The organism is Pauljensenia sp. C0170B4, assembly GCF_056590235.1.
Map to the genome: position 1 here is coordinate 46,652 of NZ_JBWPVS010000007.1, position 15,845 is coordinate 62,496.

Here is a 15,845-nt window from a genome sequence, read left to right on the forward strand (position 1 = left end):
GCTAGTGGGAGCGCCATGAAATGAGTGTGAATGGCCAGAAGCGGCGCGCGCGAAAATGCACTGCGTCAAAACGGCACGGCTAAACCTGCGGGGCCATACGCTTAGGAGCATGAGCGGGAGGTCTATGACAACGTCGTTTCACGACCGTGCGGTTCCTGATCAGCCGCGCGAGGATGCCTCGTCATGCCCATTGGCACAGTGGCAAACCGTGGTGTGGGATGACGTGGTGAACCTGAACGACTACGTGGTAGAAGTGCTGATTCGACACTTCGGATACTCGCGTCACGCTGCCGACGAACTGACTGCGCAGATCCACACATTCGGCCGGGCCGTCGTGTCAACTGGAATCAGAGAACGCATGGAAGCTGATGTGCTGGCCATGCACGGATACGGCCTGCACGCCACGCTGGAGCAACTCACATGATCACTGCGTTCGCACTGCAGGAAGCCGGATACGTCTGCAACGTGTCGACGCAGTTTCTGCACCTGTTGCGCCAGCTCATTGAAGAAATACTGGTCGTCCTCGACGAGCCGGGCGAACTGTCCACCTTCGTGCTCGCCGCCACCGAAGTGGAAACCACGCGCGACGAGCCACACGACCCGGCACTGGGGAGCCTGCTCCCTCCCATGAGCGACGACCCACCGGAGGCGGCGAATCTGCGAGCCCTGACCGAAGACTTCCTGCGTGCGGAAAAAGCGGCGCGACTGCGGCGGATCCACACCGAACTCTCGTCTGCAATCGGCACAGACACGGTGGTGATAATGGTCACCCACCAGGAAGTGTGGGACTGGCTCGCTGCCCTCAATGACGTGCGACTGGCTCTGGCGGGTGAACTGGGTATTGACTCACGTGAAGCGGAGAATAAAGTCGCTGAGCTTGCGCACGCATGTGACCTGGAGCAGCCGCGCAGCGAGGCAACGATGAGTGCCGGAATGTACATGATGGTCACGTGGTGGCAGGATTCACTACTGACAGCGGTGCGCGCGGAGGCCTGGTCGCATTAGTCTCCAAACATGGACAGTGCTCCGATAGGGATCTTTGACTCAGGTTTAGGCGGCTTGACGGTCGCCCGCGCCGTCATGGACAAGCTCCCTCACGAACGCATCGTCTATCTGGGGGACACAGCCCACACGCCGTACGGTCCGCGCCCAATCGCACAGGTCCGCCAGCTCGCGTTGACCTGCCTGGATGAACTGGTCGAACGCGGCGTGAAAGCACTGGTCATCGCTTGCAATACGGCGACCGCAGCAGCGCTGTCAGATGCCCGTGAACGCTACACGGCGCAGCAGGGAATCCCGGTCATCGAAGTGATCACACCGGCCGCGCGCTCAGCGATCCGTGCCACCCACAACCGCCGAATCGGCATCATCGGCACCTCCGCAACCATCCAATCCCAGGCTTACAACCAGGCGCTCGCAGCAGTTCCGGACGTATCCGTCTTTTCAGCCGCATGCCCCCGCTTCGTGGAATTCGTCGAAGCAGGCATCACCACCGGGCCGGAGCTCGAGGCCGTCGCACGCGACTACCTGGCACCACTGATCGACGCCGACGTCGACACCGTCATCCTGGGGTGTACGCACTACCCGCTGTTGACTGGCATCATCAGCCAGACGATGGGTGAGGACGTCGCCCTCGTCACTTCGTCGGAAGCAACGGCCAACGACACGTACAAACTGCTGGTGGAGCGCGACATGACCGCTCCCATCCCCGAACAGGCCAGCACAGAGCAGTCGGTGCTCACCGAGCCTGCCCACGAATTCCTGACAACGGGAGCTCCTGAGACGTTCGAACACCTCGCGCGCCGATTCCTGGGACCGGAAGTGCGCTCGGCTCATAACATTCACGGTCCTGCATCTACCGCCGATGCACGGCTTGCGCGAGACGGAACGCCTCCGGATGCCGCACCCGACACACCACGGAAAGAGTGATGACATGTCAATGACGCTGACCATCATCGGATGCACCGGTTCAATGTCCGGCCCGCACTCACCTGCGTCCTGCTACCTGCTGCAGACGCAGGAAACACGTGAGGACGGCACGACGCGAACGTGGAATATTGCATTGGAGATGGGGCCGGGTGCCTTCGGGCAGCTCTGGCGCGTCATTGACCCGGCAGACCTGGACGCAGTGATCTTTTCGCACTGCCACGCCGATCACATGGGCGACGTGATTTCCCTGCACGTGCACCGCAGGTGGGGGCCGGGACGAGGCTGCGGCACACTCCTGCTGGCAGGTTCAGAACAACTGCCTGAACGGGTGCGCCAGATTGACGGGTGTGACCCGGCGGAGACGTACACCGATGAATTCGAGTTCTACCGGATGCGCCCGGGCGTTCCCTTCAACGTGGGCCCCCTGACCATCACGCCCAGCACCGCTCAACATACCGTCGAAGCCTTCGGCGTGCGCATTGAGGACGAGGGCGGCGCCACCATGTTCTTTACCGGCGACACCGACCAGTGCGACACGATTATTGAGGGTGCGCGCGGTGTCGACCTGCTGCTCAGCGAAGCCGGATTCACCGAGGCTGACACGACGCGCGGCATCCACATGTCGGGTGTACGTGCGGGCGAGGTCGCCACGCAGGCCGGTGTCAGGCGAGTGGTGCTCACTCACATTCAGCCGTGGACCCCGGTCGACACGGTGATGAGTGAACTGCGCCAGACCTGGCAGGGGGAGGCGCAGATCGCCCGCGCTGGTGACGTGTTCGAAATCTGAGGCGACCAGCCTGCGGCTGTGGGCAGTGAGCCTGCGGCTGAGGCCAGTTTCTTCAGAATCTAGGACGCCAGTACGCGTGCCACGTGCGGGGCAAGCGCACGAAACGCAATGCCGCGGTGACTGATCGCATTCTTGTCCTCGGGGCTCATCTGGGCGGTTGTGCAGTCGAAGCCGTCGGGAACAAAAATCGGGTCGTAGCCGAATCCGCCGCTGCCGTGGCGTTCGCGCAGCAGGTGGCCGTGCACCTCGCCGCGTTCCACAAAAGTCTGCCCATCAGGTGTGACGAGCACTGCCGCTGACACGAATGCGGCACCGCGATGCCGATCGGGCACATCCGCAATCTGAGCGAGCAGCAAGTCCAGATTCGCCGCGTCATCACCGTGATGTCCACTCCAGCGCGCTGAGAAAATCCCGGGCGCCCCGCCCAGCACGTCCACCGTGATTCCTGAATCGTCAGCGATAGTGGGCAGGCCGGTCAGTTCACACAGGTGACGCGCCTTGATCAGCGCATTGTCCTCAAAGGTGATGCCGTCTTCGACAGGTTCATCTGCGCCGGCCTGCGCCAGCGTCACGATGTATCCGTCGTGAACTCCCGGCACGAACGGATCCAGGATTGCGCGCAGCTCTGAGACCTTATGCGCGTTCGACGTGGCAAATGCCAGGACTGGTGTGGCCAGCGCGTCGCCCTCGTTCATCTCAATCCTCCAACGAGACGGCTGTGCCGACCTCGGCTTCCAGTGCGCGCTGCTGCAGGTTATGCAGCGTCGCATTGCCGGCGGTGGCCAGGTTGAGCAGCTGCCCGAGCTCCTCCCGGTCAAAGAGGGCGTGCTCAGCGGTGCCCTGAACTTCGACGAAGTTACCGGAACCGGTTTGCACGACGTTCATGTCAGTCTGGGCGCGCACGTCTTCCTCGTACGGCAGGTCCAGCATGGGAACGCCGTCGATGATTCCCACTGAAATGGCGCTGACTGAGTCGGACAGCACGGGAGCGGACGCCTGTGGATGAATGAGGCCGTTTTCAGTTCCCCACCTGACAGCATCGGCCAGCGCAACCCATGCGCCGGTCACAGATGCGGTGCGGGTGCCACCATCGGCGCGCAGCACGTCGCAATCCAGCACGATCGTGTTCTCACCGAGGGCTGCCATATCCACCACTGCGCGCAGTGAGCGACCGATGAGCCGGGAAATCTCCTGAGTGCGCCCCGAAATCTTGCCTTTGACAGATTCACGCTGACTGCGGTCCGACGTTGCGCGCGGCAGCATCGCGTATTCGCCGGTCACCCAGCCCAGGCCGGAGTCCTTCCGCCAGCGCGGGACGCCGGCAGTCAGGGATGCCACGCACAGGACGCGGGTGTTGCCTGATTCGATCAGTACGGAGCCTTCACCGGTCCCGGACCATCCGCGGGTCATGCGAACGGAACGAAGCTGGTCGAGTGCGCGCCCGTCGGCGCGAGTTTCTTCATTATTTTCAAGTGTCATAGTGACCACGGTAGTGCGAACCGTTACTGTGGTCATTATGGAACTCGATCTTCCACTGGCGCGCGGCGCACTTGACGCGATGACGACGATGCGCGAAAAATCCACCATCTCGCAGATTCTGAACGACGGTCCTGCCGCATTTCACGGCCTTGTCGACGGGGAAGTCAGCAATATTCGTCTCTTCTTCCTCGATTCGACAGGATCTGTCGGACTCATCCCATCAGGTGACGGACTTCACGTCTTCAGCGTGCCTGCCTCGTGCGCGTCCCTCTTCTCTTTCCCCATTGACGAGGGCGACGCTGCCCTGATCGGACGCACTGGCAACGGGGTTGCCTACATCGCCATTGCACTGCCCACAGGACAGGAAGATGCTCTTGAAGAAACGCTCGGCGAGAGTGGGCAATCAGAGGGCATTGGCGATCTGAGTTGGCACAGCGTGCGCCGCGTCGGGCACCTGCTGAGTGACGATGACAGTGCCATGACAACCGCCGCAAGCGCCCTGCTGTTCTGGCGCGCCGCCACCAGCTTTTGTGCCCGATGCGGTGCAGCGGTGCGGCCCACAGGCTGCGGCTGGACCGTCACATGCAGTCAGTGCGATCACATCGAATACCCGCGTCAGGATCCGGCAGTGATCGTCGCCATCGTTGATGACGATGAGCGATTGCTCCTGGCACACAATTCAGGATGGAAGGCGGGGTACTACTCGTTGATCGCCGGCTTCATGGAAGCGGGTGAGGCACCCGAACGTGCAGTGGCGCGTGAAGTGCGTGAAGAAGTCGGACTGGATGTGAGGCAGGTTCGATATCAGGGTGCGCAGCCGTGGCCATTTCCGCGCTCGCTGATGCTGGGATTCACCGCTCATGTCACGGGCGGGCACGACAGTGAGCCGGACGTGCGTCCCGATGGTTCCGAAATAACGAATGCCGCGTTCTATTCGCGCGACGAGTTCGCTCAGTGTCTGCGCGATGGTCGGATCATCGCATCAGGGCCGACGGCGATTGCACACGGGCTGATCGAACAGTGGTTTGGTGGCCCGTACCTGCATCTGCAGCAGGGCACACGGTCCGCAGATGCACGTGCCCACTGAGACAATGCCTCTATGACAGACAGCATGATGGAAGCGGAGCAGCTTCTGGACGCCCTCGATGAGGATCAGCGGCGCGTTGCCCAACAGGTACGCGGCCCGATGGCTGTCCTCGCGGGGGCAGGAACAGGGAAAACTCGCGCAATCACGTACCGCATCGCATACGGTGCGGCCACCGGCGCGTACGATCCGGTGAGCGTCCTGGCCGTAACTTTCACACAGCGCGCTGCAGCCGAGATGCGTCAGCGACTGCGGGATCTGGGCGTGGCTGCGGCTCAGGCGCGCACTTTCCATTCCGCTGCGCTGCGCCAACTGACGTATTTTTGGGAAACAGGGTTTGGCGGTAGGCGCCCGGACTTGATCGAACACAAGGCATCACTGGTTGCGTCAGCTGCCGCGCGCTGTGGGATCAGGGCGGACAAGACCACGGTTCGTGACCTGGCGGCAGAAATTGAATGGTCAAAAGTCTCCATCGTAGATGCCGAACGCTATGCGCCAGTGGCGCGCAGACAGGGACGTATCCCCCCGGCAGGCCTGGAGCACTCAGAGTTCGCTCGCCTGTTTGACGCTTACGAGGAAGCGAAAATGGATCGCGCCGTCATCGACTTTGAGGACGTGCTGATTTTGATGTGCGGCCTGATGGAAACACGTGAGGATATTGCCCGGCATATCCGCTCTCAATACCGCAATTTTGTGGTCGATGAGTACCAGGACGTGTCCGCGCTGCAGCAGCGCCTCCTGGACTTGTGGCTGGGGGAGCGCCATGACGTGTGCGTGGTCGGTGATGTCGCTCAGACGATCTATTCCTTTGCCGGGGCAGACGCATCCTATTTGGCCAGGTTTGCGCAGCGCCATCCGGGGACGCGCGTAGTGGAACTGACCCGTGATTACCGCTCAACCCCTCAGATTGTGTCGATAGCGAACCGAGTGATGGAACGGGCTGGCAGGTCGCGACTCAGTGCAGGCACCGCAGCAAGTGGTGCTTCGGGTGACGGCTCAGGGGCCCGTCCCTCGACAGGAGCGATGGCCGGCGCCGTCCGCCTGGTGTCGCAGCGACCATCCGGTGCGGCAGTGGCGTTTCGGACGTATAGCGACGACATGGAGGAAGCTGCCGGTGTTGCGCAGCGCATCGCAGCGCTGGTCAAGTCCCGTGATGCCTCCTTGCATTCGTGTGCGATCCTGTACCGCACGAACTCGCAGTCAGAAGTTCTTGAAACGGCCTTGTCGCAGGCCGGATTGTCATTCGTTGTCCAGGGCGGCAAGCGCTTCTTCGAACGTGAGGAAATCAAGCGCGCAATGCTGGTGCTTCGGCGCGAGGCAACCGCGCTGCGCCGTCACGAGGATGGGGACACCACCGACGGTGCGGATGACGGCGCAGACAGGGCGCACGCCCCTGATTCTGTGGACGCAGGTGGCGACACCGGACTGGTTGATACGGTCAAAGAACAGCTCGCCCTGGTGGGGTGGAGCCCGGATGCTCCACAAAATGCCGGTGCTGAACGTGAACGGTGGGACAACCTCAATGCTCTGATCAGCCTGGCTGAAGAACGCGCACACCTGACGTTGCCCAAATTCGTCGATGAGTTGGGGGAACGCTCTGTTGCTCAAGCTGCCCCCACAGTCGATGGCGTCACGCTGTCCACGCTGCATGCAGCGAAAGGACTGGAGTGGGACAACGTGTTCCTGGTCGGTGCCAGCGAAGGGTTGCTGCCGATCTCACTGGCCGCTACTGCGCAGGCACGGGAAGAAGAACGACGCCTGCTCTATGTCGGGTTGACGCGTGCGCGTGATCGCCTCGAAGTGTCGTGGGCGCGTTCCCGTGGCACTGGCCGCAGCCATAAGAACAGGTCACGCACATCGTTGCTCGATGGTATCTGGCCCAGGGAAGATGAATCCGCGCGCAGCGCCTCCCGTTCACGTGCGCGATCATCTCAGCCACGCCGCAAGGCTGACGATATGGAAGCCCTTGAACACGAGTTCGGGCCGCAGGCAGTGGCAGCATTCGAAGCGCTTAAACACTGGCGTCTTGAACAGGCCCACGCCCAGTCGAAACCAGCGTTTACCGTCTTTGTCGATTCCACGCTGCGTGACATTGCGTCGGCTCGTCCCAAGACGCTGCGTCAGCTTGGAGTCATCCGAGGCGTGGGTCCTGTCAAACTTGATGCCTATGGTCCTCAGATTCTGGCTATTCTGCGCGGTCTGGACGACGCGGAGTCTGACGGGGCCTCGAAATAAGCAAGAAACCGACAGTGGGCGCGGATCCTGGTCGACCACACGATCTGGCACTTCACCACGTATCTTGCCGGGCGCGGCTCCAGAGCAGATTCACGAATAGGCGCGGATAGCGACCGGCTCGCGGGATGGAACGGCGTCTTCAAAGGGTGTGCCGTAAGCCCCGCACCCGCAGCGCTCATGTGGTGCGATCGCACTGAGCCTCACCTGCCCGTCGGAATCAACATGCGCGGTTAAGGCATCTGGCCCGCACATTTCGGACTCACCAAGTACCGAGTACCCCAACGTTCGGGCGACGGCCGTGGCCGCACACAACGCTGCCTGACACTCACATGCCGGTGGCAAGGGGCCAACTGGCCACTGTTCCATCTGCGTGGCCAGCAGCGGCCACGACGCATCAGCATCAACCAACGCCAGTGCCGCACACTGCGCGCACGGGGTGTGCCCAGGTATCACCAACGGTCCGATGACTACGGAGCGTTCATGGCGCGTCATCACCAGGTGCTGCTGGTCATCAGCCAGTAAGAACCCGCACGCAGCCAGGTCAAAACTTCTGGGCCGAGACACCACCGTCAGATCACTGCGCGACAGGGAACCGACAAACACGTGTGGAAAACGCGCTCGGATCATCTCGCCTGCAGCGTACGCGCGGCACGTTGCGAACGTGTCGGCGGGCATCAGATCAGCGAACCTCCCGATCGATGGTCGCGGATCACGAAACTCAAAACGTGAAAAACCGCTGCGTATCAGCAGTTCAACGAGGCGCACGCTCAGGGCATCCAGTCCGTCAATGCAGATCCCTTCACGCATGGCGGATGCCTCCCCCTCGTCAATGAGATGAGCCGCGCGCAAGCGGGAGACAAGAGGAAGCACGTGCGGCAGCATGCGGACAGGAGGGGCCTCAGGTGAGGAGGATGCGGCCTGCACGAGCCATTCGCGTTGTGCGGATGTGACCTGAGTGAACACGACGCACTCGGATGGATCTGAACCGATCTGAACGGTCGTCGGGTCGCGCCAAAGGACCGCTGTTCCTGGGGTGATGCGCATACTGCCTCCTCGCATGTCATGGTGTCCTCATGGTCGGGACGGTCACCGGTAGTGCCAGTCCAGATTGTGACGCCCATGCATGCCTGAAGTCAGCAGCAGTGCGAGATCTGTGGATAACTGCGGGGCGGCGGCTAGTCGCGTGAGTCGGAGTCGTCAGGATCCGTCGGGTCAGAAGTGTCAGCGTCGTCAGGGCGGTCGGCCTCGTCGGATGCGCCGGTATCCGCCTGGCCGTCTGAATCAGGCTGATCGTCGGGGATCACACCGGCTTCGCGCAACGAATCCATCTCCGGATCGTCACTCGGGCTCAGGCCCTCCGCCCAACCGAGCGTGCCATCCAACATGGCGCTCAACGCTTCATCAATGTCAGCCGATTCCTCGCGCTCGCGGGCACGCCGATCCAGGAACTCCGTCGGCTCGTCAAGATCCTGAGCGGTCGGAATCATGTCAGGATGGTGCCACAGTGCTTCGCGCGCCTCGGTGCCCTGAGCCTGCTCAACGATAGTGAACAGCTTCGCTGCACCGCGCGCGCGACGCGGACGCATGGTCAGGCCGATCAGCGACCCCAACATCTGCTCGGCGGGACCACCCGTTGCGCGCCGGCGACGCATCAATTCACGCAGGCGATCCGCATGAGGCAGATACGGAGCGACGGCGCGGGCAGTGGTCACCTCCACCCAGCCTTCGACCAAAGCCAGCAGCGTTTCCAGGCGTTCGAGTGCTTCGGTCTGACGCTCAGTTGGCTCTGTGGCAAAAATCTGATCAGTCATCGACGTGCTAAAGGATGACGGGTCCGCCGGATCGATGTTGCGAGCCGCGTCAGCGATCGCGTCCGTGTCGATCGCAATCTCAGCAGAGTACTTTTCCACCGCGCGCACAAGATCAGAACCAAGCCACGGAACGGATGCGAAAAGACGCTGGTGAGCGCATTCGCGCACGGCGAGGAACTGCTGGACTTCCTCACGCGGCATTTCCAGATCCTTGGTGAATTCGTGAATATTGCCAACGACGAGTGCGGTCTGATCCAGGCCCGCCAATGGAATACCCACATCGGTTGAACTCAGTGCTTCGCCGGCCAAGCCTCCCAGTGCCTGACCGATCTGCATGGCGAAGACCATCGCCGCCAGTTTCGGCATCATCTCACTGGTACGCCCGGCCAGTTCTCCAATACCTTCGGGCATTCCGGGCATGTGGAGCTGCGCCATCATCTGCGAATCACCGAACTGTTCCTGCATGGCCTCGACCAGTGCGCGAGACACATTCGACGCGACCGGTTCGCACATGCGTTTCCACATGTCGAGCGTGTGATCAATCCAGTCGACACGCGTCCACGCCTGCCGGTCGCCGCCGCGGTGCGTAAAAGACGTCACCGGGTCAAGCCACAAGTCGGCAACCGTCATCGCTTCACGTGCCTGCGCAGCTTCAGTTGCCGTCACGCTGGGTGACTGACCAAAAGTACTCTGACGTGCCAGATCGGAGGCAACTGACCAATTGACTGGGCCTGACGTCGTGTTCATCAGCGCGTTGAACTGACTCATCATCGCCTGCAGCTGGCCAGGATTACTCATGAAAGACGGCATCTTCGATGAGTCAAACCCCTGCTCGCGCATAGCGCGTGCGGCCTCCTCGCCGGCATCTTCACCAAGCAGGCGGCGCAAAATTTCTTCCAACGGGTCGGGGGCAGAGTCATCCGGGCGGTCAGTTTCATCGCTCATGCCCTGAGCCTACTCGTTCAGATGCCCCAGCGGAACACGGGCGCGATGCGTGCGCTGTCAGCGGAAAAGCAGGGGAGCCACGTATCGATTGATGCCGGGCGCCCGACAATATGTCACGATTGAATCGTGCACATTCAACGCAATGACTCATCTGCCGACTTTGAGACGACACCGGGCGACACAGGAAACCGGCCCGAAGAAGCACTGAAAGACAGCGCCGAGACGGCGAACACTGCGCGTGAAGTGACAGCTGCAGATGCTGAAAACGACGAGAACCGGCAGCCGGGTGCGACCGACAAGAAACCCCACGGTCTGCTGCGAAACCTGTGGTGGATAGTGCCGGGCATCGTCTTTCCGATCGTGTGCGCCCTCATCACCCTGATCCCGGTGCCCTATGTGGTCAATGCCCCTGGTCCCACAGTCAACATTCTCGGAACTCACGAGGGCGCCCCTACCATTCAGATCAGTGGAAATGATCCGAAAACGGGCAAACCTGTCGAACTGGATCCCGTGCACGAAACTGAACAAGACGACGGTGACCAGACCGGGCAGTTACGTATGGTCACGGTCCTTCAACGCGGCGGACCGGGAAACAGTCTGGCAACGCTCGATCTGATTCGGGCATGGTTCTCCGGTCACGACGAAATCATTCCGTACCGGGAGGTTTTCCCTCCGGACGTGACCAGCGAAGAGGCCAAGGAAGCCGCTCAGATGCAGATGAAATCATCGGAATCAGCAGCGTCCGTGGTTGCCCTCGAGCATCTGGGATGGGACGTGCCCGCTGACGTGCAAGTTGAGGGCGCCGTTCCCGGATCAGACGCTGTAGGCAAGGTGGAGCAAGGTGACCAGATCGTGTCCATCACCACGCCAGATGGCACAGTGCATCCAGTTGATTCGGGATCTGTCCCATTTGCGCTGATGCGGACAGTTCCGCCCGACTCGCAGGTGACGCTCACGGTTGTGCGTAACGGGAAAACGATCGATATCCCGATCGTATCCAGCAAGAAAGCGCTGCCGGATCCTGACTCTGAAGAAGCCACCTCGTCATCGCTGCTTGGCGTGTACCTGTCTGTTCATCCGCAGCTCCCACTCGATATCGACATCACGCTTCAGGATGTGGGCGGTCCTTCGGCAGGAATGATGTTTGCACTGGGAATCTATGACCGGCTGACCCCGGGAGACCTGACCGGGGGAGTGACAATCGCCGGCACCGGAGCCTTGTCATTTGACGGCCAGGTGGAGCCGATCGGCGGCATCCAGCAGAAAATGGTGGGCGCGAACAACGACGGTGCTCAGTGGTTCCTGGCCCCCGGCACCAACTGTGACGAGGTAGTGGGGCATATTCCCGACGGACTGAACGTGACGCGCGTGGATACGTTCGACGATGCGCTCACCGCCGTCACGGCAATTGCGGCTGGAACAACGGATTCGTTGCCCACCTGCGAAGCCAGGTAACAGCGCGCAGGTCCCCTCGTCAATCCTGACCGTCGTCACTCAGGGACGCGAGCAGTGCCTGCGACAGGCCCGGAACCAGATCCTCACCCACCGCAACCGCTTCATCCGTGTCGAAGGTACGCGTGCGCACCGCAGACCACGTCAGCCCCGTTCGCATCGCACCGACGACCAGGCGCACCTCCGTGCGAGACGGGTGCTCCGCGATGAACGCCAACGCCTCATCGGGATCATCAGGCGCCGCAGCCTCCACCTCAGGGGGCACCACGATGCGTTCAACGCTCAGAGCTGCGCCCGCAACGGAGCGCGGCCATGCCAACTGTGCCAGCACCGATTCCAGATCGTCAGAGTCGAGCGGCTCCTGAGCGATGGCAGACAGGTGTTCAGAGGAACCATCCCACCCACTCTTGAGCTGCTCGACCACGTCAGCTGGCATGGCGGGTTCATCTATAAGCTGACGCGTGGGGACCAGGGCGTACAGCATCGGCGGGCGGTCCCACCCCAGGCGCGCAGCAGCCCGCTCAATTTCACGCACACACGCCGCGAGGGCGCGTTGAGCAGGAGACAGGTCACGGTCACGTTCAGCTTCAGTCATGGTCTTATCGTGGCACGAGGGCGGCCCGGATGCGAGGAACGACCAAGCTTGAGGCGCCTAATAACGGTAGAATGGACAGCACATGCGGAAATCGAGTAAGAGAGGATGACGCGGTGAGCGCCTTCCCGACTAGCAGGTCCAGCTCCGGTGATTCGAAGCCTTCGGACGGAAACGGGCCATTTGATACCAGCGAGATCCTGTCTGCGCTGTTCGGCCAGCAAGCCGGCTCAGCAGCCGGACGATTCAAGGGGACAGGCCCCTTCCGTCAGCGTGCCGAAGACGGTGATGACGGTTCAGGCGACTCCGGATCAGGAGACGGCGGCGGTCGCGGTTCAGGTGGCGGACGCGGCTCAGGTGGCGGCTCCCCCAGCTCATCATCCGGTAAGAGGCGCTTCGGTCCGCTGGCGACGACTCTCGCGATCCTGGCTGCCATTTTTGTGATCGTCTACGCTGCGTCATCATTTTGGACGGAGATCCTCTGGTTCAGCCAGATGAAGTCTACGCGCATCCTGTGGACCCGGTGGGGAACGATGGCGGGCCTGTTCGTCCTCGGTTTCGCCATCATCTTCGCTGCGATCTCGGCGGCGGTTCAGATTGCGTACCGTCACCGCAGCGATTCCAGTCGAGGTGACGAGGGAGCCAACCTGCGGCACTATCGCGACACCATCGAACCGATGCGCAAACTCGTTTTCTGGGGAGTCCCGGCGCTCATCGCGCTCATCAACGCCGGACGACTGTCCTCGCAGTGGGACACGTTCCTGATGTTCTTCAAACGTCAGCCCTTCGGCAAGTCTGAGCCGATCTTCGGAATCGACAACTCGTTCTTCGTTTTCACGCTGCCTTTCTTCCAGGCAATCGTCTCATTCTTCATGTCAGTGACAATCTGGTCGCTGATCGCCGCGGTGATCGTGCACTACCTGTACGGCTCGTTAGCCCTGAGCCCGCGCCCGCATGCCACAAAATCCGCACGCATCCACCTCGGTGTCATGGCAGCAATCATTTCCTTGCTTTTCGGCCTGAACTACTGGCTGGGTCGCTACGGTCTGCTGACCAAGATGGGTGAGCCAACCGACGGCGCGCTCTACACCGACATCAACGCTCAGTTGCCCGCCCAGTCCATCCTCGCCGTTATTTCCGTGCTGGTGGCAGTCCTCTTCCTGGTCGCCGCATTCAAGGGAACGTGGCGTCTGCCCCTGACGGGGGTGGTGGTCACAGTGGTGTCCGCCCTCGTCATCGGGATGGCGTACCCGGCTCTGATTCAGCGCCTCTACGTCACGCCGAACGCCCGAAACGCAGAGGCTCCTTACATTCAGCACAACATCGATGCGACGCTGGAAGCCTACGGGTTGAACGACCTCGAGTTCCAAAGCTACGAGGCGCGCACCACCGCTGCGCCCGGGCAGTTGCGCGAGGACACGGAATCAACCTCGCAGATCCGACTCCTGGACCCGCAGGTCATCACCCCCACCGTCACCCAGCTGCAGCAGTCGCGCCCGTACTACGACTTCGGATCGGGCATGGCCGTGGACCGTTACGTGGTTGACGGCGAGCGCCGCGACACGGTAATCGCCATGCGTGAGCTCAATCTTGAGGGCCTGTCATCTGAGCAGCAAACATGGGTGAACCGCCATACGGTCTACACGCACGGGTTTGGTGTTGTGGCCGCATACGGTAACCAGGTCACCACGGATGGCCTGCCTGCGTACTGGGAAAAGTCCATTCCATCTGAAGGCGAAATGGGAGACTACGAACCGCGCATCTACTTCTCGCCCTCGTCTCCGAACTATTCGATTGTGGGCGCACCTGAAGGCGCTGAGCCGCAGGAACTGGACTACCCCGATGACACGGCGGCGTCCGGCCAGGTGCGCTACACCTTCCAGGGCGATGGCGGCCCCTCGGTCGGTAACCTGTGGAACAAGTTGCTGTATTCGATCAAGTTTGGCTCCTACGACATTTTCTTCTCCTCGCAAACCAACTCGCAGTCACAGATTCTGTACGATCGTGATCCGCTGACTCGTGTAGCCAAGGTTGCGCCGTACCTGACGCTGGAGCAAAAGCCTTATCCGGCAGTTGTCGACATGGACGATGATCCGTCTACGCCGAAGCGTCTGGTGTGGGTCGTTGACGCGTACACAACGTCAAACGCCTACCCGTATTCGGCGCACCAGCAGCTGGATCAGTCGACAGTGGATTCGCTGTCCTCCGACGCCAGCCAGTTCGTCAGCGCCGGTAACACGGTCAACTACATGCGTAACTCCGTCAAGGCTGTTGTCGACGCATATGACGGGCATGTGCGCCTGTTCCAGTGGGACAACGAGGATCCGGTTTTGAAGACCTGGATGGGTGTCTACCCGAACACAGTGGAGCCGTTGTCTGAGATTTCCGGTGATCTGATGGCGCACCTGCGCTACCCGGAGGATCTGTTCAAAGTGCAGCGCGACCTGTTGACCTCGTACCACGTGACCGAGGCTGCCCAGTACTACACCGGTGGTGACCTATGGAGGCTGGCGCAGGAAACGTCAACGGCCGCGCTGGCGAGCGCTCAGCAGCAGGGTGTGGAGGGTATCCAGCAGCCCGGACAGTCCACTCCTCAGATCCCGCAACCGCCGTACTACCTGACCATGCAGATGCCTGGGCAGGAAAGCGCAGAGTTCTCGCTGACATCGGTATTCGTGCCGGGCGGTGCGTCCAAGCGTGAAGCTATGGCAGGCTTCCTTGCGGTTGATTCGGAGACGGGCAATGAGCCGGGCAAGGTGCGTGAGGGGTACGGCAAGCTTCGACTGATCGCGTTGCCGTCTGACCTGACGGTGCCTGGCCCCGGTCAGGTTCAGAACGCCTATGACTCGAACCAGCAGATCGGTTCGCAGTTGAACCTGCTGAACCAGTCGGATTCGACGGTTATCCGCGGCAACCTGCTGACACTGCCTGTTGGCGGCGGTTTGCTGTACGTCCAGCCTGTCTACGTTCAAGGTAAGGGCACGGCCTCGTATCCGGTGCTGCGCATGGTGCTGACAGCGTTCGGTAACCAGGTCGGGTTTGCGCCCACGCTGCAGGAATCGCTCGATCAGACCTTTGGTGGTGATTCAGCGGCGACAGTTGCTGACGAGGTTGGAAGTTCGGGCGACGAGGGAGACTCCACTTCTCCCGCTGTTCAAAGTGCGCAGGAGAAACTCAATGCTGCGCTTGTTCAGGCATCCCAAGCCATGCAAGAAGCCGATGCGGCGATGAAGGCCGGTGATTGGGCTGCCTACGGTACGGCTCAGAAGAAGCTGGACACTGCGCTGACGAACGCGTTGAACGCTCAAGCTGAGATGGGTGAGGATGTCAGCGGTGCTGCGGTGCCGGGACTGGGAGGAGCCGATGGCGCTCAGTCGGGCGCGACGAACAGTCTGACCGGAGACTCGCAAAGCGATGACGGGGGTGGAAACGGCTAGGGAGGTAATCGCGCGGGCTGACCTGCCTGACCGGTAGGCCGGACAGTCGAACCCGTAGCGGAAGGCGCGCACCAGTGGCGGCTTGCAGGAAGGT

Annotated in this window: 13 protein-coding genes; 8 read left to right on the forward strand and 5 right to left on the reverse strand. The window is 61.5% G+C overall.

Annotated features, from left to right (window positions below):
- Positions 1–109 precede the first annotated feature (109 nt).
- The 4 genes from clpS to AC1EJ1_RS09275 are packed head-to-tail and all read left to right on the forward strand — an operon-like array spanning position 110 to position 2,716.
- Positions 110–424: an ATP-dependent Clp protease adapter ClpS gene (gene clpS / locus AC1EJ1_RS09260; protein WP_227469160.1), complete on the forward strand. Its 315-nt coding sequence runs from the start codon at positions 110–112 to the stop codon at positions 422–424.
- Positions 421–1,005, forward strand: coding sequence for a DUF2017 family protein (locus AC1EJ1_RS09265; protein WP_285016139.1), 585 nt, complete (start codon positions 421–423; stop codon positions 1,003–1,005). Before clpS ends, AC1EJ1_RS09265 begins: the two co-directional genes overlap by 4 nt.
- A gap of 9 nt (positions 1,006–1,014) precedes the next feature.
- Complete coding sequence (gene murI / locus AC1EJ1_RS09270; RefSeq protein ID WP_058236058.1) at positions 1,015–1,929, forward strand: glutamate racemase; 915 nt, start codon at positions 1,015–1,017, stop codon at positions 1,927–1,929.
- 10 nt (positions 1,930–1,939) lie between these two features.
- Complete coding sequence (locus tag AC1EJ1_RS09275; protein ID WP_058236230.1) at positions 1,940–2,716, forward strand: MBL fold metallo-hydrolase; 777 nt, start codon at positions 1,940–1,942, stop codon at positions 2,714–2,716.
- Positions 2,717–2,775: 59 nt separating this feature from the next.
- Here the strand turns inward: AC1EJ1_RS09275 and rdgB are convergent, their stop codons facing one another.
- The gene (gene rdgB, locus AC1EJ1_RS09280; RefSeq protein WP_070725657.1) at positions 2,776–3,411 is read right to left on the reverse strand and encodes an RdgB/HAM1 family non-canonical purine NTP pyrophosphatase; all 636 of its coding nucleotides are present in this window, start codon (positions 3,409–3,411) and stop codon (positions 2,776–2,778) included.
- 1 nt (position 3,412) lies between these two features.
- Positions 3,413–4,195 carry a ribonuclease PH gene (gene rph / locus AC1EJ1_RS09285; protein ID WP_480295736.1) on the reverse strand — a complete coding sequence of 261 codons (783 nt, stop codon included), beginning with the start codon at positions 4,193–4,195 and terminating at the stop codon, positions 3,413–3,415.
- 37 nt (positions 4,196–4,232) lie between these two features.
- Here rph and nudC point away from each other — a divergent pair, with 37 nt between their 5' ends.
- Together nudC and AC1EJ1_RS09295 are read left to right on the forward strand one after the other, a co-directional pair.
- Positions 4,233–5,282 (forward strand): NAD(+) diphosphatase, encoded by a 1,050-nt coding sequence (gene nudC / locus AC1EJ1_RS09290; RefSeq protein ID WP_480295737.1) that lies wholly within the window; start codon positions 4,233–4,235, stop codon positions 5,280–5,282.
- Positions 5,283–5,294: 12 nt separating this feature from the next.
- Positions 5,295–7,514 carry an ATP-dependent DNA helicase UvrD2 gene (locus tag AC1EJ1_RS09295; protein ID WP_480295738.1) on the forward strand — a complete coding sequence of 740 codons (2,220 nt, stop codon included), beginning with the start codon at positions 5,295–5,297 and terminating at the stop codon, positions 7,512–7,514.
- A 90-nt stretch (positions 7,515–7,604) separates the two neighbouring features.
- Here AC1EJ1_RS09295 and AC1EJ1_RS09300 read toward each other — a convergent pair whose 3' ends face one another.
- Both AC1EJ1_RS09300 and AC1EJ1_RS09305 read right to left on the reverse strand, forming a co-directional pair.
- A complete protein-coding gene (locus AC1EJ1_RS09300; RefSeq protein WP_480295739.1) occupies positions 7,605–8,558 on the reverse strand; it encodes a hypothetical protein in 954 nt (317 codons plus the stop codon).
- Positions 8,559–8,689: 131 nt separating this feature from the next.
- Positions 8,690–10,270, reverse strand: coding sequence for a zinc-dependent metalloprotease (locus AC1EJ1_RS09305; protein WP_480295740.1), 1,581 nt, complete (start codon positions 10,268–10,270; stop codon positions 8,690–8,692).
- Positions 10,271–10,396: 126 nt separating this feature from the next.
- On the opposite strand from AC1EJ1_RS09305, the gene AC1EJ1_RS09310 reads away from it, so the two are divergent.
- Positions 10,397–11,725 (forward strand): YlbL family protein, encoded by a 1,329-nt coding sequence (locus AC1EJ1_RS09310; RefSeq protein ID WP_480295741.1) that lies wholly within the window; start codon positions 10,397–10,399, stop codon positions 11,723–11,725.
- Between the two features lie 19 nt (positions 11,726–11,744).
- Here the strand turns inward: AC1EJ1_RS09310 and AC1EJ1_RS09315 are convergent, their stop codons facing one another.
- A complete protein-coding gene (locus tag AC1EJ1_RS09315; RefSeq protein WP_058236053.1) occupies positions 11,745–12,317 on the reverse strand; it encodes a PPA1309 family protein in 573 nt (190 codons plus the stop codon).
- A 401-nt stretch (positions 12,318–12,718) separates the two neighbouring features.
- Here AC1EJ1_RS09315 and AC1EJ1_RS09320 point away from each other — a divergent pair, with 401 nt between their 5' ends.
- Complete coding sequence (locus AC1EJ1_RS09320; RefSeq protein WP_480295749.1) at positions 12,719–15,751, forward strand: UPF0182 family membrane protein; 3,033 nt, start codon at positions 12,719–12,721, stop codon at positions 15,749–15,751.
- The last annotated feature ends 94 nt before the right edge of the window (positions 15,752–15,845 follow it).